15 protein-coding genes are annotated in these 15,046 nt (G+C 65.6%); 5 read left to right on the top strand and 10 right to left on the bottom strand.

Features of this window, described 5'->3' with window-relative positions:
• Positions 1-48 precede the first annotated feature (48 nt).
• Positions 49-276 (top strand): hypothetical protein, encoded by a 228-nt coding sequence (locus YQ44_RS20435; protein ID WP_071324947.1) that lies wholly within the window; start codon positions 49-51, stop codon positions 274-276.
• A gap of 19 nt (positions 277-295) precedes the next feature.
• Here YQ44_RS20435 and YQ44_RS20440 read toward each other — a convergent pair whose 3' ends face one another.
• The 6 genes from YQ44_RS20440 to YQ44_RS20465 form a co-directional block, all read right to left on the bottom strand.
• Entirely contained in the window at positions 296-613 is a 318-nt protein-coding gene (locus YQ44_RS20440) for a MerR family transcriptional regulator (RefSeq protein WP_071324948.1), read from the bottom strand.
• A 3-nt stretch (positions 614-616) separates the two neighbouring features.
• Positions 617-1,537, bottom strand: coding sequence for a DnaJ C-terminal domain-containing protein (locus tag YQ44_RS20445; protein ID WP_071324949.1), 921 nt, complete (start codon positions 1,535-1,537; stop codon positions 617-619).
• A gap of 132 nt (positions 1,538-1,669) precedes the next feature.
• Positions 1,670-2,353, bottom strand: a complete 684-nt coding sequence (locus YQ44_RS20450; protein ID WP_071324950.1) for a beta/gamma crystallin-related protein — start codon at positions 2,351-2,353, stop codon at positions 1,670-1,672.
• Between the two features lie 160 nt (positions 2,354-2,513).
• Entirely contained in the window at positions 2,514-3,512 is a 999-nt protein-coding gene (locus tag YQ44_RS20455) for a beta/gamma crystallin-related protein (protein WP_071324951.1), read from the bottom strand.
• Positions 3,513-3,602: 90 nt separating this feature from the next.
• Entirely contained in the window at positions 3,603-3,920 is a 318-nt protein-coding gene (locus YQ44_RS20460) for a beta/gamma crystallin-related protein (protein WP_071324952.1), read from the bottom strand.
• Positions 3,921-4,096: 176 nt separating this feature from the next.
• The gene (locus YQ44_RS20465; RefSeq protein WP_071324953.1) at positions 4,097-4,768 is read right to left on the bottom strand and encodes a beta/gamma crystallin family protein; all 672 of its coding nucleotides are present in this window, start codon (positions 4,766-4,768) and stop codon (positions 4,097-4,099) included.
• Between the two features lie 201 nt (positions 4,769-4,969).
• Here YQ44_RS20465 and YQ44_RS20470 point away from each other — a divergent pair, with 201 nt between their 5' ends.
• The 3 genes from YQ44_RS20470 (at position 4,970) to YQ44_RS20480 (ending at position 9,626) form a co-directional block, all read left to right on the top strand.
• Positions 4,970-6,361 carry an MATE family efflux transporter gene (locus tag YQ44_RS20470; RefSeq protein ID WP_071324954.1) on the top strand — a complete coding sequence of 464 codons (1,392 nt, stop codon included), beginning with the start codon at positions 4,970-4,972 and terminating at the stop codon, positions 6,359-6,361.
• A gap of 21 nt (positions 6,362-6,382) precedes the next feature.
• Positions 6,383-7,222, top strand: coding sequence for a PhzF family phenazine biosynthesis protein (locus YQ44_RS20475; RefSeq protein WP_071324955.1), 840 nt, complete (start codon positions 6,383-6,385; stop codon positions 7,220-7,222).
• A gap of 193 nt (positions 7,223-7,415) precedes the next feature.
• Positions 7,416-9,626 carry a S9 family peptidase gene (locus YQ44_RS20480; protein WP_071324956.1) on the top strand — a complete coding sequence of 737 codons (2,211 nt, stop codon included), beginning with the start codon at positions 7,416-7,418 and terminating at the stop codon, positions 9,624-9,626.
• A 73-nt stretch (positions 9,627-9,699) separates the two neighbouring features.
• On the opposite strand, the gene YQ44_RS20485 is transcribed toward YQ44_RS20480, so the two are convergent.
• The 3 genes from YQ44_RS20485 to YQ44_RS20495 all read right to left on the bottom strand — a co-directional run bounded on the left by YQ44_RS20485 (position 9,700) and on the right by YQ44_RS20495 (position 12,866).
• A complete protein-coding gene (locus YQ44_RS20485) occupies positions 9,700-9,885 on the bottom strand; it encodes a CsbD family protein (protein WP_071324957.1) in 186 nt (61 codons plus the stop codon).
• A gap of 185 nt (positions 9,886-10,070) precedes the next feature.
• Positions 10,071-10,712, bottom strand: coding sequence for a class I SAM-dependent methyltransferase (locus YQ44_RS20490; protein ID WP_071324958.1), 642 nt, complete (start codon positions 10,710-10,712; stop codon positions 10,071-10,073).
• A 69-nt stretch (positions 10,713-10,781) separates the two neighbouring features.
• On the bottom strand, positions 10,782-12,866 hold the full coding sequence (locus tag YQ44_RS20495; RefSeq protein WP_232250952.1) for a M13 family metallopeptidase: 2,085 nt from the start codon (positions 12,864-12,866) through the stop codon (positions 10,782-10,784).
• Positions 12,867-13,109: 243 nt separating this feature from the next.
• Between YQ44_RS20495 and YQ44_RS20500 the strand changes: the two genes are divergently transcribed.
• Entirely contained in the window at positions 13,110-13,406 is a 297-nt protein-coding gene (locus YQ44_RS20500) for a flagellar protein FliT (protein WP_071324959.1), read from the top strand.
• Positions 13,407-13,869: 463 nt separating this feature from the next.
• Here the strand turns inward: YQ44_RS20500 and YQ44_RS20505 are convergent, their stop codons facing one another.
• Entirely contained in the window at positions 13,870-14,997 is a 1,128-nt protein-coding gene (locus YQ44_RS20505) for a type IV pilus assembly protein FimV (protein WP_071324960.1), read from the bottom strand.
• Positions 14,998-15,046: the final 49 nt, after the last annotated feature.

Below are 15,046 nucleotides of genomic sequence, written 5' to 3' on the forward strand. Positions count from 1 at the left end.
GCGCGCAGGGACGGGTATCATGCCCCCATACATACACAAGGACTCACCATGGCCGGCATCGACGACTTCGTCAACAAACAACAACCTGGCGCGCGTTTCGTCATCACGGCGCAGATGCTGCGCATGACGCCGCAGCAGTTCGACAGCGTGGCGCAGGAATGGATGGAGGATGGCGGCCCCGGTTTCGACGTCGCCGGCATCCCGCACCGCGTCGTCATCGAGGGGCAGTTCTACATCTCCAGGATCACCGTGGCGCGCCACGCCGATCCTGAATAAGCGCTGGACAGGACATGGCTCAGGCCTGGTCGGCGCCCAGCACATGCAGGCGGCGCCGCAAACGCGCCACTTCCTCCGACAGATCGACCACCAGCGCGGCCAGTTCCGCATTCGCGTCGAACACGGATTCGATTTCGTGCAGACGGCGCGCGCGCACCAGGTCCAGGCTGGTGAAGCGCCAGGCCGTCAGCTGCCCCGGCGGCGGGCCATTTTGCAGCAGCACGCCCGTCTGCACATGCTGCACCACCCAGTCCGGCTCCACGGCGCAGGCGCGCGCCAGTTCTTCCAGGCTCAGGGCGCGGTCTTCGAGCAGCTCGCCAATTACATTGTTTGCCATGATTTACCCTCCCAGCTTCTGGCGCGGATTGAAAGCCATCTCGCGCGCCATGGTTGCATACAGTTCCCGCGCCTTGTCGTCGTTCGCCGGCGGCAGCACCACTTCCAGCAGCAGGTACAGATCGCCCGGCTGGGCGGCGGGAATGCCGCGCCCCTTCAGGCGCAGCTTGCGCCCCGTCTGCGAATTGGGCGGCACGGTGACGGCCACCGTGCCGGACGGCGTGGGCACGGCAATTTCGCCGCCCAGCGCCGCCTCCCATGGCGTGACGGGCACCGTTTCGAACACGTCGCGCCCTTCCACCTTGTAGCGGGCGTCGGGCTGGAAGCGGATCTCCAGGTACAGGTCGCCGGCCGGCGCGCCGCCGCTGCCAGGATGGCCCTGGCCCTTCATGCGCAGCTGCTGGCCTTCCGTGACGCCTTTCGGTATCGTCACTTCCAGGGTGCGCTCGCGCGTCACCACGTGGCCCTGGGCATCCGCCTCGGGCACGCGCATGACGATGTGGCGCTTGGCGCCCTGGTAGCTGTCCTGCAAATCGATGGTGATGGCGGCGTGGCTGTCCTCGCCCTGCATCTGGAAGGTGCTGTTGGCGCGGCGCCGCCCGCCCACGTGGGCGAACAGGTCGGCAAAGAAGTCGCTGTCGTCGGCGCCTGACGATTCGTAGCCAGAGCCCCAGTCCGGCGGTGGCCGGAAAGGCTGGCCCTGCGCCCCCTGGTTGCGGCCCAACTCATCGTAGGCGGCGCGCTTCTCCGCGTCGCCCAGCACGCCGTACGCTTCGTTCAGGGCCTTGGTGCGCTGGTCGGCGTCCGGCTCCTTGCTGACGTCGGGATGGTATTTGCGCACCAGCTTGCGGTACGCCTTCTTGATGTCGGCCTCGGTCGCCGTCTTCTCGACGCCAAGCTCCTTGTAGTAGTCCTTGTATTCCACCGTGCCTGCTCCCCATGGTTGAACCGCCTGTGGGAAGAGTACACGAATTGGCCGCAAGACAGCGTGCGCACAATACAACAGCGCCCGCGGGACCTGGGTCGCGCGGGCGCTGCAAGCGAAGACCGCAGACGCCTAGCGCACGCGGCGCAGCGAGGAAATGCGGCGGTCGAGGCCACCGTGCAGGCGGCCGTAGCTGCCCGGCCCCATCACCACGCAGCGGCCGCGGAAGTTGGCGTCGACGCAGAATTCCCAGCGGCCGTAATTGACGACGATCGATTCGGCGCGGTCATTGAAGCCATAGCGGCTCAAGTCGTGCACTTCGCGGTCCAGGCGCACGGGCCGGCCGCGCATGCCGGCATCGGGAAACAGCAGCACGGCGCCATTCGCCTCGGGACGGTGGCCGCCGCCATGGCCGTGGCCAGGGTACGGGCGTTCCGGCTCCGGATACGGGCGGTTCGGCCGCGGTGGATACGGACGGTGGTGGTCGCCGCCATGGCCCGGACGGCCCGCTTCGCGCACCGAAGAGATGGCGTCGTTCATGCCGGGCATGCTGCTGTAGCGGCCAGGTCCCAGGGTGCGGCAGTTGCCGCGGTAATTGGCGTCCTTGCACACTTCCCAGGTACCCGAGCGCACGATGATGCTGGAGGTCTTGTCGTTAAAGCCCATGCGCGACAGGTCGCCCGCGTCGGAACGCAGGGTGACGGGGCGGCCACGGAAACCGGCATCCTCGAACAGGGTGATTTCGCCCGCCGATGCGGCCAGCGGGGCAAGGAAAGTGGCGGCGCACAACAGCGCGGGACGGATAGATCGAACCATGACAACTCCAATACAGATTACATTTTCGCCAGTGTAGACCAGGCGGCAGGCGGCGAGTGTAACAAAGGGCAAGCAAATGTCAGCACACGGCTGGGAATGTAAAAACCGCCTGGCGGAATGCTTCCGGCAGGCGGTTCGGGCATACGCCGCGCAATCGCGCCTAGCGCACGCGGCGCAGCGACGATATCTTGTTGTCCAGCGCATTGAGCCCGCCATACTCGCCCGGCCCGATGACTTCGCAGCGGCCGCGGAAGTTGGCGTCGCTGCACACTTCCCACTGGCCGTCGTTGACGACGATGGAACCGGCGCGGTCGTTGAAGTTGTAGCGCACCAGGTCTTCCGCGCTGCGGTCCAGCGCCAGCGGCTCGCCGCGCATGCCCGCATCAGGGAACAGCAGGATGGCGCCGCGCTGCGGGTACTGCTGCTGCGGATACTGCGAATATGGCTGCTCGTAGCGCGGCCGCTGGTACGGATTCTCGTACTGCTGCTGGCGGCGCGCTTCGCGCTCGTCGACCATGCGTGCCGACGACACTCTTCCATCGAGCCCGCGTCCCAGGTCGTCGTGGCGGCCAGGGCCGAACACGCGGCAGGTGCCGTTGTAGTTCGAATCGCTGCACAACTGCCAGTAGCCGTTGTAGATGACGATGCTGCTGGTGCGGTCATTGAAGCCGATGTCGACGAAATCGTCGGTGTCGCGGTTCAGGCGCGCCGAGCCGCCATTCTGGCCCGCGCCCGAATACACTTCCAGGGTCGAACCGCGGCCATAGCCGCCATGTCCGCCATTGCCACGGTCGGGATCGCGTCCCGGGCGCCCCGGATTGTAGTCATTGCCGCGCACCGTTTCGCGCACCGAGGTGATGGCGTCGTTCATGCCCGGCAACGAGCGGTATTCGCCTGGCCCCAAGGTACGGCAATTGCCGCGAAATCCGGAGTCCGTGCACACTTCCCAGGTACCTGAACGTACCATGATGCTCGACGCCTTGTCATTGAAACCCTGGGGTGTCAGATTGTCCGACGTTTCGCGCAGGGTCACGGAGCGGCCACGGAAATTATCGTCCTCGAACAGAGTGATTTCACCCGCATGGGCGGCGGCATGCGCCCCCAGGGAGAGCAGCAAGGTCGCGGCGCTTGCCAGCGCGTGTTTGAAAGGGCCCTTCATGATTCACTCCATTCTTCATTCTTTATTGATGATACACCTGGCCATTGCGCCAGGATGCCATTGTAACAAGTGCCAGTCCGCGCGAAAAACTCAGTACGGCCGACGCAGCGAGGAAATGCGCTTGTCGAGCGCCGCGTTCAACACTTCATACCTGCCTGCCCCCATGCGCTCGCAAGTGCCGTAGAACTGCGAATCCGTGCACACTTCCCAGCTATCCGAGTCGACCTTGATGCTCGAAACGGCGTCATTGAAATTGACGCGCCACAGGTCATCTGTCGTGTCGCGCAAGACCACCACGCGCCCCTTGAAATTATCGTCGGTGTACAGGCTGATTTCGCCGGCCTGCGCCACGAGGTGGACAAACACCGAACTGGCACACAGCGGGGCAAAGGCGAACGGACGATGCATGGAGCGGTCTCCGGCGGCGAAAGGTGGATGATCTGCATGACAACTGATGTCAGTGTAGCCACCCACAGAAAAAACGGTGTAACAAAGTATGCGAAAAGCACAATAATTTGTTACCAAAAGCAATAACCGGCCTCCGCAGGGGCCGGTTATTGCGCATTTCCGTTACCGGGCGTGATTCAGCGCACTTCGCGCACCGAGGAAATGCGGTTGCTCAGGCGTTCCAGGCTCGCGTATTCGCCGGGCGCGAGCGTGCGGCAGCGGCCACGGAAACCGGCGTCCTCGCACACTTCCCAATAGCCCGAGCGCACGCGCACGCTTTGCACGGTGTCGTTGAAATCGCGCTCGCGCAAGTCGGCCGAGCCATTGCGCACGGTCAGGCTGCGGCCGGCGAAATCGTCGCGCGTATAGAAGGTCAGTTCGCCGCCCAGGGCCCGCCCCGGCAGATGGCCGTGCTCGCGCTCCCGGTCGCGTTCCCAGCGGCGGTCCCGATCCCAGTCACGATCCCGGTCGCGCCCCGGATGGCCATCCCAGCCGCCGCGCACCTCGCGCAGCGACGTGATCTTGTTGGCGCGGCCATCGAGCGACGGATACTCGCCCGCCTCGAGCAGGAAGCACGCGCCGCGGAAATCGGCTTCCTCGCACGCTTCCCAGCGGCCCGAGCGCACGCGGATGCTTTGCGTCGTATCGTTGAAACGGACGTCTTCCAGGTCGGCGACGGCGTCGCGCACGGTCTGCGAGCGGCCGTGGAAGTCGTCGCGCGAATACAGGGTCAGTTCGGCGGCGCCGGCGAATTCTGCCGTCATGGCGGCGCCCAGCAGCAGGGCGTACCTCAGGGTGTTCTTCAACATGGTCATGCTCCATAGTCAGGGTGATGCGGTTTGACTATTTGGTCATCTTGCCAAATAGAGCACGCAGTCTAGCCGCGACTGGCCGTCTTAGCTGTAACAAATGATTACCGCGCGGCGCGCCCTTCCCCGCCGGCCGCGTGGCAAAAGGACAAGCGCGGCGAACTTCAGTAGAATCTTGTGTTTAGTCAAGCTCGCGTCCCCATGCCCCACACTACCTCGTTCACCCTGCCCGCCGTCCGTACCGAAGTCTCGTCGCTGTGGAAGCTGGCCTGGCCCATCCTGATCGGCCAGCTGGCCACCGTCGGCATGGGCGCGGCCGACGTCGCCATGACGGGCCACACGAATCCCGAGGAGCTGGCCGCCGTCTCGCTGGGCGCGGCCATCTGGTCCATCGTGCTGGTGACGGTGAGCGGCATCATGATGGCGATCAATACGCTGGTGGCGCATGAAATCGGCGCCGCGCGCCACGACAGGGTGCCGCACATCGTGCGCCAGTCGCTGTGGAAGGCGCTGCTCGTCGGCCTGGTGGCCTGTTTGCTGACGAACATGGCGGCGCTGGTGTTCGACCACCTGATGCTGGAACCGGCCGTGGCGGCCAAGGCCAAGCTGTTCGTGCACATCATCAGCTGCGCGCTGCCGCCGTTCGCCGCCTACCGCGCGCTGTACGGCTACAGCACCAGCATCAACCAGACCAAGCCCGTGATGGTCATCGCGCTGGCCGCGCTGGGGCTGAACATCCTCGTCAACTACCTGCTGATCTACGGCCACTGGGGCATGCCGAAGATGGGCGGCGTCGGCTGCGCCGTGGCCACCACGTGCTGCGTGTGGATGATGCTGCTGGCCATGCTGGCCTGGATCAAGATCGCGCCCGCCTACCGTGCCACGTATCCGTTCACGCACTGGGAATGGCCGCAGCTGTCGTCGATCGGTCCCATGCTGCGCCTGGGCCTGCCCATCGGCGTGACCTACTTTGCCGAGGTGAGCGCGTTTGGCGTCATCAGCCTGCTGGTGGCGCGCTTCGGCGTGATCCAGGTGTCGGCGCACCAGATCGCCCTCAATTTCTCGTCCGTCGTCTTCATGGTGCCGCTCACCTTCGGCATCGCGCTGGTGACGCGCGTGGGCCACGCCGTGGGCGAAGCCAATCTGCGCAAGGCCCGCTTCATTTCGTGGGTGGGCGTGGCCATGTCGCTGACGGCGGCCATCGTTTCGGCATCGGTCATCACCGTCTTCCGCCACCAGATCGCGCAAGCCTACACGTCCGACCCGCAGGTGCAGGCGCTGTGCGCGCAGCTGCTGCTGTTCGCCGCCCTGTTCCAGCTGTCCGACGCCACGCAGGTGGCCACCTCGTGCGCGATCCGCGGCTACAAGGTGACGCGCCAGCCGATGCTGATCCAGCTGCTGGCCTTCTGGGGCTTCTCGCTGCCGATCGGCTACGTGCTGGGACTGGCGCCGGCCGGCTTCATCTGGTCGCCGGCCGAGCCGATGGCCGCCGCCGGCTTCTGGATCGGCCTCGTCACGGGCCTGACGGTGGCCGCCGTGCTGCTGACCTGGTACTTGAACCGCCTGTCGCTGCGCCGCCTGCGCGAAGCCTGACACCCCGACGAGGAAACCGCCATGCCGCAACAACGCCCCTTCAGGCAAGTCGATGTCTTCAGCAGCGTGCCGTTCATGGGCAATCCGCTGGCGGTGGTGCTCGACGCGAATGGCCTGGACGACGCGCAGATGCAGGCCATCGCGCGCTGGACGGGCCTGTCGGAAACCACCTTCGTGCTGGCGCCGCGCAATCCCGCCGCCGATTACCGCGTGCGGATCTTTTCGCCCGAGACGGAGTTCCCGTTCGCCGGCCATCCGACCCTGGGCACGGCGCACGCCCTGCTCGATGCGGGCCTGCAGCCCAAGGGCGCGCGCATCGTGCAGGAATGCGGCGTCGGCCTGGTGCAGGTGGAGCGCGGCGCCGGCGGCGTGCTGGCGTTCCAGGCGCCGCCATGCGCCATGCGCGCGCTCGACCCCACGCTGCTGCCGCTGCTGCAGGCGGCGCTGGACGGCGCCCCGGCTCCTTCCGTCTGCGTCGCCGAGATGGGCATCCGCTGGCTGTGCGTGCCGCTGGCCAGCGCCGCCGCCTGCCTGGCCGTACGCGCCGACATCACGGCACTGACGGCATTGCTGGCCGCCTCCCGGGCCGACGGCCTAGCGCTGTACGGCCCGCACGACGCGGGCGGAGCGGCAGATTACGAAGTGCGCGCGCTGCTCAGCGAGCACGGCGCGCTGGTGGAAGACCCCGTCACGGGCAGCGCCAACGCCTGCATCGCGCAGCTGCTGGCAGGCGCCGACTACACGGTGCGCCAGGGCACCTGCCTGCAACGCGACGGCCGCGTGTCCGTCCGTTTCCGCGATGGCCAGGCGTGGATAGGCGGCGCCTGCCTGACCGTGGTCGCAGGGTCGATATTGGCCTGAACCAGGCAAAGCGCCATCGAATGGGCGGCTATCGGATATTTCCAACGAAGGAAATACGGCCAGCACGCCCATATTCCGTGGCCAGTGCTATCGCATAAACAGGCACGCTCTGGTATCGTCTTACGCTTAGGCAACGCTCACGCGCGCCTGTTTGCATGCAGTGCCATTCATTCCTCCAACTACCGAGACATCCATGCGTTTTATTCTTTGTTTTCTGGCCGCGATGGCCAGCGTTCCCGCATCGGCAGACAAGCTGACCCTGGAACGCATCCACGCCGACCCGGCGCTGGCCGGCCCCGGCGTGCGCAACCTGAAGGTCTCGCCCGACGGCGAGCGCGTCACGTTCCTGCGCGGCCGCGCAGACAACCAGTTCCAGCTCGACCTGTGGGAATTCAAGCTGAAAGACAAGAGCACGCACCGCCTGGTCGATTCCAAGGCGCTGGTGCCGAATGAAACCATCTCGCCCGAAGAGCAGGCGCGCCGCGAGCGCGAACGCACGGCCAGCCTGAACGGCATTCTCAGCTACAGCTGGTCGCCCGATGGCAAGCAGCTGCTGGTGCCGCTGGCAGGCAATCTGTACCTGGTCGACGCGGCCCATCCCGAGAAAGCGCGCCTGGTCGCCAAGGGCAATGTGCTCGACCCGAAAATCTCGCCGAAAGGCCGCTATGTGTCGTTCGTGCGCGACCAGAACATCTATGTCATCGACCTGAAGTCCGGCAAGGAACGCCAGCTGACGACCGACGGCAAGGGCACGATCCGCAACGGCGAAGCCGAATTCGTGGCGCAGGAAGAAATGGGCCAGCGCACCGGCTACTACTGGGCCCCCGACGATTCCGCCATCGCCTACAAACGCTATGACGAAGCGCCCGTGCCCGTGGTGCGCCGCTTCGAAATCTTCGCCGACCGCACCGACGTCGTGGAGCAGCGCTACCCTGCCGCCGGCGACCCGAACGTGCTGGTGCAGCTGCTGATCGTCTCGCCGGAAACGGGCGTGCAGCGCCAGGTGAATCTGGGCACGAACCCGGACATCTACCTGGTGCGCGCCGACTGGAGCGCGGACAGCAAGTCGCTCGTGTTCCAGCGCCAGTCGCGCGACCAGAAGACGCTGGACCTGGTCGCCGTCGACGCGGCCACCCTGGCGCAGCGCACGCTGCTGACGGAAACGGCGAAGACCTGGGTCAGCATCCATGACGACCTGCACTTCCTGGACAACGGCAAATTCCTGTGGTCGTCCGAGCGCACGGGCCGCAATCACCTGTACCTGTACGACATGAGCGGCAAGCTGCTGCACCCGGTGACCTCGGGCGAATGGGGCATCGACAGCGTGCTGGCCGTGAATGAAAAAACCGGCAAAGTCTATGTGTCGTCGAACCGCGACGCGGTGATCGACAAGCAGACCTACGCGCTGGCCCTGGACGGCAGCACGGCCGACAAGCCGCAGCGCGTGACGAAAGCCGACGGCTGGCACGACACGAAGTTCTCGCACAATGGCGAAGTCTTCGTCGACACCTATTCCGACCCGGCCACGCCGCCGCAGGTGAGCATCCGCCGCCCGGACGGCGCCATGGTGGGCTGGCTGGAGGAGAACGCGCTCAACGCCAGCCACCCGTACGCGAAATACAAGGCCGACCACCTGCCGACCGAATACGGCACCCTGAAAGCCAACGACGGCCAGACCCTGTACTACTCGCTGCTCAAGCCATCGAACTTCGACGCCACGAAACGCTACCCGGTCTTCCTGTCGACGTATGGCGGCCCGCACTCGCAGCACGTGGCGCGCCGCTGGGGCAACAACTTCGACCAGTACATGGCGCAGCAGGGCTTTGTCGTCTTCCGTCTCGATAACCGCGGCTCGTCGCGTCGCGAACGCGCGTTCACGGACGCCATTTATCACAACCTGGGCGAAGCGGAAGTGGCGGACCAGCTGGTGGGCATCGACTGGCTGGGCAAGCAAAGCTTCGTCGACCCGAAACGCATCGGCGTGTTCGGCTGGAGCTATGGCGGTTTCATGACCCTGCGCCTGCTGTCGGCCGCCTCCGACAAGATCGCCATGGGCGTCTCGGTGGCGCCCGTCACCGACTGGGCCCTGTATGACACCCACTACACGGAACAATTCCTCGGCATGCCGAAGGAAAACGTGGATGGCTACAAGAAGAGCACCGTGTTTGCCCACCTCGATGGCCTGAAGTCGCCGCTGCTGCTGGTGCACGGCATGGCCGACGACAATGTGCTGTTCTCGAACAGCACGCGCCTGATCGACGCGCTGGTGAACCGCGGCGTGCAGTTCGACCTGATGACGTATCCGGGCGCCAAGCACGGCATCTCGTCGCGCGCCGGCCAGCGCCACGTGTACAAGAAGATCGAAACCTTCTTCAAGCAAAACCTGGCCAATCCGGCGCAATAGGTTTCAGCCGCAGCAAATAAAAACCGCCGCCTGTCTCGCGACAGGCGGCGGTTTTTTTATGCCGGAGCAAAAGTTATGGCTTGCGCGTGACGGTTTCCACCGCCTCTTTCACATCGCCCACCTTCTTCTGCACTTTGCCTTCGACCTGGTTTGCCAGGCCCTTGGCTTGCTGTTCTTCGCTGCCGACGACCTTGCCAGCGGCTTCCTGGATTTTACCGCCGACTTCCTTCAGTTTACCTTCGACTTGATCTTTGTTCATGATGGATCCTCACTGTAGTTGGTACCTCTGTGGTCCGGCGCCCGAGGCGCCGGTACTGCGGCTCACACGCTGCTGGAAGCGGCTTGCGCTGCTTGCTGCGTGTCGATGTGTCCATACTACCCTCGAGGTTGCAAAAACTATGTACGGTTCCTAACACATGCCCAAAATCAGTCAATTGAGCGAAATCAGCCCGCTTTGCGCCACACGGTGGCCAGCCACGGCTGCTGCGCGCGCGGCAAGCCCGGCGGACGGTAGTACTGCTCGACCAGGCTGAAACCGGCCGCCTGCACATACGCTGCCCACGCCTCTTCGTCATGGTAGCTGCCGTAGCGGGCGCCGTTCCAGCCTTCCTGGTTTTGCCCGCGCGGATTCGAGCTGAACAGCACGCCCCCCGGTTTCAGGCATGCATGCAGGGCGCGCAGCACGCCAGGCAAGGCGGCGCTGGGCACGTGGAACAGCACGGCATTGGCGAACACGCCGTCGAAGTGCGCGGCCGGCAGGTCGAGGTCGACGAAATCCTGCTGCCACACGGTGCAGCCGCTGTAGGCGCGCGCCATCTCGACGAAGCGGGGGCAGCCATCGACGCCCGTGGCATGGTGACCCAGGGCCGTGAACGCCTTCAGGTCGCGGCCAGGGCCGCAGCCGAGGTCGAGAATCGCCAGGGGCGCGGGCTGGCCGATGGCGTCCAGCAGCGCATGGATGTTCTGGCTGACGTCGTGGTCGCGCGTGCCTTCGAAAAACTGCTCGGCGCTGGCATCGTAATGGGCCAGGGTACGGCCGGTGATGGCGTGGATAGGGTCTTGCTGCTCTTGCGGGGTCGGCTTCATGGCGCTCCTGTCATCGATGGGCGCATTTTACGCTGCCGGCCGCTTCGCCGGCCGGCAGCACCAGCCCACTTACCAGACGCGCACGCGCTGCTCGGGCGCCAGGTACAGCTGCTGCCCCGGCTGCACGTCGAAGACCGGATACCAGGCGTCGAGGTTGCGCACGGTGGCGGCGCGGTATTGCGCCGGCGCGTGGCCATCGGTGAGGATTTGCTGGCGCGCCGCCGCCTCGCGCGCCTTGCTGCGCCAGCTGACGCCATAGCCCGTGAAGAACGCCCGTTCCGCTCCCGGCTGCGCCGCCTTGCCCTGCTGCGACAGGGTGAACGCGTCATAGGCGGCCGCCACGCCGGCCAGGTCGGCCAGGTTTTCGCTGAGGGTCAGCTGGCCATTCACGGCCAGGTCGGGAAATGGCCGGTAAGCCGAGAACTGCGCCGCCAGCTGTCCGGCAGCCGTCTTGAAATGCGCGAGGTCGGCCGGCGTCCACCAGTCGCGCAACTTGCCCTGGGCATCGAACTGCGCGCCCTGGTCGTCGAAGCTGTGGCTGATCTCGTGGCCGATGGTGGCGCCGATGCCGCCGTAGTTGGCCGCATCGGATGCCTGCGGATCGAAGAACGGCGGCTGCAGGATGGCGGCCGGGAAGTTCAGCGCATTTTGCAGCGGCAGGTTGACGGCGTTGACCAGCTGCGCCGGCATGGCCCAGGCCTTGCGGTCGACGGGCTGGCCCAGCTTGGCCAATTGCTGCTGGTAATGGAACTGTTCCGCGCGCTGCGCATTGCCCAGCGCATCGCCGCGCACGACGCGCAAGCCCGCATAGCTGGCCCAGCGCTCCGGGTAGCCGACGCCCACATACAGGGTCTTGAGCTTTTCCTGCGCCTGCGCCCTGGTTTCCGGCGCCATCCAGTCCAGCTTGTCGATGCGGCGCGAGAAGGCGGCGACGATATTGGCCACCATGTCCTGCACGCGCGCCTTCGATTCGGGCGGGAAATAGCGCTCCACGTACAGCTTGCCGACGGCGTCGCTGAGGGCGCCGTTCGTCGCGGCCAGCGCGCGCTTGCTGCGCGGCGACTGCTGCGGCGTGCCGCTCAGCGCACTGCCATAAAAGGCGAAACGCTGGTCGGCGGCGGCCTTGGGCAAGGTCGCGCCAAAGTGGTTGATCGCGTGGAAGGCAAGGAAATCCTTCCAGGTGGCCAGCGGCACGCTCGCCACCAGCGCGGCGCTGCCCGTCATGGCCGACGGATGCCAGACGATGAAGTCCTTCTGCGCCCCCAGGCCGGCCGCCTGGAAGAAGGCTTTCCAGTCCAGTCCCGGCGCCTTGCTGGCGAAATCCCCGGCGCGCCAGGCATTGTTGCCCTTGGCAACGTCGGCCGACTCTTCGCGGCTGGCGTGACTCGCGGCAATTTGTTGTTCCAACGCAAACACGCGCGCCGCGCGACCCTGCGCATCGCCGTAGCCTGCCAGTTGCAGCATGGCGGCGATATGCGCCTGGTAGCTGCCGCGCAAGCCCTGCATGCGCGCGCTGTCGGTCGCATAATAGGCGCGGTCGGGCATGCCCAGGCCCCCTTGCAGCAGGTAAGCCACGTTGCGCGTCGGGTCGTTCAAGTCTTGTGCCACCCACAGGCCGAACAGGTTTTCCGTATAAAAATTGGTGGAATTGAGCGGGTCGACATCGGCGCGCAAGCTCTCGCCCAGCGCCCGCGCCAGGCCCGCCTGGTCGCGCACGGCGTCGATCTTTTTCAGCAGCGGCTTGAGCGGCGCCCAGCCTTTCGCCTCGATGGCGGCCTCGTCCATATAGGAGCGGTAGAAATCGCTGACCTGGCGCGCTTCCGCGCTGCCGCCCTGGCCTGCCTGCAAGCCTTCGACGAGGGCGATGATGCGCTGGTTGGTTTCATCGGCGAGGATGGCGAACGAGCCCCAGCTGGCGCGGTCGTCCGGAATGGCCGTGGCGCGCATCCAGTCGCCATTGACGTAGTCATAAAAGTCGTCGCCGGGCAAGACGGCCGTGGGCGCCGCCTTCGCGGTGGCAGGACTGGCGGCCGCCTCCTGTCCATGCGCGTGGACGGCGCCGCCAGCCAGGGCGATGCCGGACAGGGCCAGCGCCATGGCGCGCTTGCGCCAGGAACCGGGAAAAGAGGGAACGGCAGCAGTGACAACGCGCATGGTGATCCTTTCAGGCAAAGTGACGACAGTAGTGTGCAAAATCATAACGCGTTTCGACGCGCCAGAACACCCTGCCCTGTCACCGCGACGCCAGCAGGCATGCGGCCTGGCGGGCGATGGCGGCCTCCCCCTGCCCTCTTTGGAAATTATTTTCACTTTTTTTCAAAAAAACCCTCAAGTTCCCGTTCAGGCCGCCGTTAATCTAGACAAGCGGTAATCCATTCACTAGTTACGGGTGTGCTCATGACCTCCAACGACGTTCTCTCGATGTATGAAAATATTGCAGGACTGACCAATCAAATGGTCGTGGCCGCACGTTCGAGCGACTGGGATGGCTTGAATACCCTGGAAAACCAGTGCGCCAGCGCAGCCAGCACGGCCATGACGGGCAGCGTGCCTGCCCTCGCCGGCACTTCGCGCATGCGCAAGATCGACTTGCTGAAGCAAATCCTGGCCAACGACCGCGAAATCCGCACCATCACGGAACCATGGATGACGCAGCTGGCCAGCGTGATGCCGGCATCGCGCGCGCACATGTAAGGCAGGAGCGACATCCCGATATCGAAAAAGCACCTGCGGGTGCTTTTTTTACGTCCGTACGCATGGGTGACATGGTCACTGGCGCGCCGCGCTACTGTCGCGGCCGCGCCAAGTCGGGGGAAATACAGGGGAGGGGAATATGGAAGGCGAACCCCAGGTATCTCCTGGCGTCGCCTCGCTGCCGGTTGCATCCGGCGTCCGCGAGCACATCGTTGGCATCGCAGACCGCTTCCAGGCCCAGGCGTTTATGCAACGCTACACCTGTTTGTCGCGCCACACTATCGTTGGTGGCTGCGCCAGGCTGGGACTGTTTTGTCGTAGAGCAAGTCCACTGAATTAATTATATCGCCATCTTTGAAAAATAAGCAACGCGATTGGCATGCGTTTGCATGTCTTTTTTAAATATCTTTTTTTATATCAAGTCTGAGCGCGCCATTCGGGGCAATCCGGCGTCGCTCCGTTCCTAGCGGGAAAATGGTTCCGGCTCCGGCTCGGCCGCCTGCGCCTCATCCGCGGCCTCCGTCAGGACGGGCACGTCCTTCTTGCGGCCGAATGGCTTGCGCAGCAAGACCCAGTACTTCGAAGGCGTCCCCGGCCCCGCCGCTTGCTTGCGCTTGCGCACGACATACACGATGACGGCCGTCAGCAGCAGGAATGCCAGCGTCCCCAGGCCCAGCCACAGCAAGCCATGGCCGCCCGCCTGCTTCTCGGCCACGGGCGCCGCCAGCGGTTTGGGCTTGGCATGCGCAACAACAGGCGCAGCGGGAGCGGCGGCCGCTACGGCGGCACCAGGCTGGGCCAGCGCCTGCTGCAGCGCGCCGATCTTGCCCTCCAGCTCGCCCAGCCTGGCATTGAGGGCCGTATTCTTCTCGTCCAGCGCCACGCACGCTTCGGCCTGCCCCGCATCGGCCTGCGGCGCGCAGGCGGCCACGGGCGCGACAGGACGGCGCAACGGCCGCCGCCGCACGGCAGCGGCGGCGCGCACGGCCGGCGCCTCCACCGCTTTCCTCGGTGCGGCGGGCGGCGCAACGAAGACCGTGGCGGGACGCAGCATGCCTTCGGCACGCGCGCGCGCCGCCAGCGCGGCGGCATCGGGCGGCGTGCCCGGCATGGCACGCGGCAGCGGCATGGGCGCCGCCGGCATGGCTTCCGGCGGCGCAGCCACCCTGGCCGGCGCGCTGGCGACGGGCGGCGACGGCGTCAGCCACAGCGTTGCCAGGCGCACGATGGCGCCGCCGCCATTGCCCAGCAACAGATACAGGTGCAGATGGCCGGACTGGATCGCCTTCGCTGTAGTGACGCGCACATAGCGGCGCCCGCCCCGCTCGAAGGGATTGATGGTCAAACCCTGCAGGGCCGGGTCCATGCCGATGCCGCCGCCCCGGTACACATCGGGCGAGGCCAGGCGCACGGCCACGCCCTGCGCTTCGTCGGGCGCCAGGGCCGTCAGTTCGATCTCGGCCAGCAGCGGCTGGCCCACGTGCGACAGCACCGCCATCTCGCCCAGTTCCGCCGCCATGACAGGCGGCAAGACCAGGCTGGCGGCGGCGCATGCGATCAGGGACCAACGGGGAAAGATGCTGCTTTGCATGGACTGATCGCTTTGATAACAAGATAAATAAACGGAACTCGCCCATCTT

The sequence above is a fragment of the Janthinobacterium sp. 1_2014MBL_MicDiv genome, assembly GCF_001865675.1.
In the GTDB taxonomy this organism is placed as follows: Bacteria; Pseudomonadota; Gammaproteobacteria; order Burkholderiales; family Burkholderiaceae_D; genus Janthinobacterium.

Excerpts from the sequence above, each read along its gene's own strand:
- YQ44_RS20435 (WP_071324947.1), top strand. The coding sequence starts at position 49 with ATGGCCGGCATCGACGACTTCGTCAACAAACAACAACCTGGCGCGCGT.
- YQ44_RS20440 (WP_071324948.1), bottom strand. The coding sequence starts at position 613 with ATGGCAAACAATGTAATTGGCGAGCTGCTCGAAGACCGCGCCCTGAGC.
- YQ44_RS20450 (WP_071324950.1), bottom strand. The coding sequence starts at position 2,353 with ATGGTTCGATCTATCCGTCCCGCGCTGTTGTGCGCCGCCACTTTCCTT.
- YQ44_RS20455 (WP_071324951.1), bottom strand. The coding sequence starts at position 3,512 with ATGAAGGGCCCTTTCAAACACGCGCTGGCAAGCGCCGCGACCTTGCTG.
- YQ44_RS20460 (WP_071324952.1), bottom strand. The coding sequence starts at position 3,920 with ATGCATCGTCCGTTCGCCTTTGCCCCGCTGTGTGCCAGTTCGGTGTTT.
- YQ44_RS20465 (WP_071324953.1), bottom strand. The coding sequence starts at position 4,768 with ATGTTGAAGAACACCCTGAGGTACGCCCTGCTGCTGGGCGCCGCCATG.
- YQ44_RS20470 (WP_071324954.1), top strand. The coding sequence starts at position 4,970 with ATGCCCCACACTACCTCGTTCACCCTGCCCGCCGTCCGTACCGAAGTC.
- YQ44_RS20475 (WP_071324955.1), top strand. The coding sequence starts at position 6,383 with ATGCCGCAACAACGCCCCTTCAGGCAAGTCGATGTCTTCAGCAGCGTG.
- YQ44_RS20480 (WP_071324956.1), top strand. The coding sequence starts at position 7,416 with ATGCGTTTTATTCTTTGTTTTCTGGCCGCGATGGCCAGCGTTCCCGCA.
- YQ44_RS20485 (WP_071324957.1), bottom strand. The coding sequence starts at position 9,885 with ATGAACAAAGATCAAGTCGAAGGTAAACTGAAGGAAGTCGGCGGTAAA.
- YQ44_RS20490 (WP_071324958.1), bottom strand. The coding sequence starts at position 10,712 with ATGAAGCCGACCCCGCAAGAGCAGCAAGACCCTATCCACGCCATCACC.
- YQ44_RS20495 (WP_232250952.1), bottom strand. The coding sequence starts at position 12,866 with ATGCGCGTTGTCACTGCTGCCGTTCCCTCTTTTCCCGGTTCCTGGCGC.
- YQ44_RS20500 (WP_071324959.1), top strand. The coding sequence starts at position 13,110 with ATGACCTCCAACGACGTTCTCTCGATGTATGAAAATATTGCAGGACTG.
- YQ44_RS20505 (WP_071324960.1), bottom strand. The coding sequence starts at position 14,997 with ATGCAAAGCAGCATCTTTCCCCGTTGGTCCCTGATCGCATGCGCCGCC.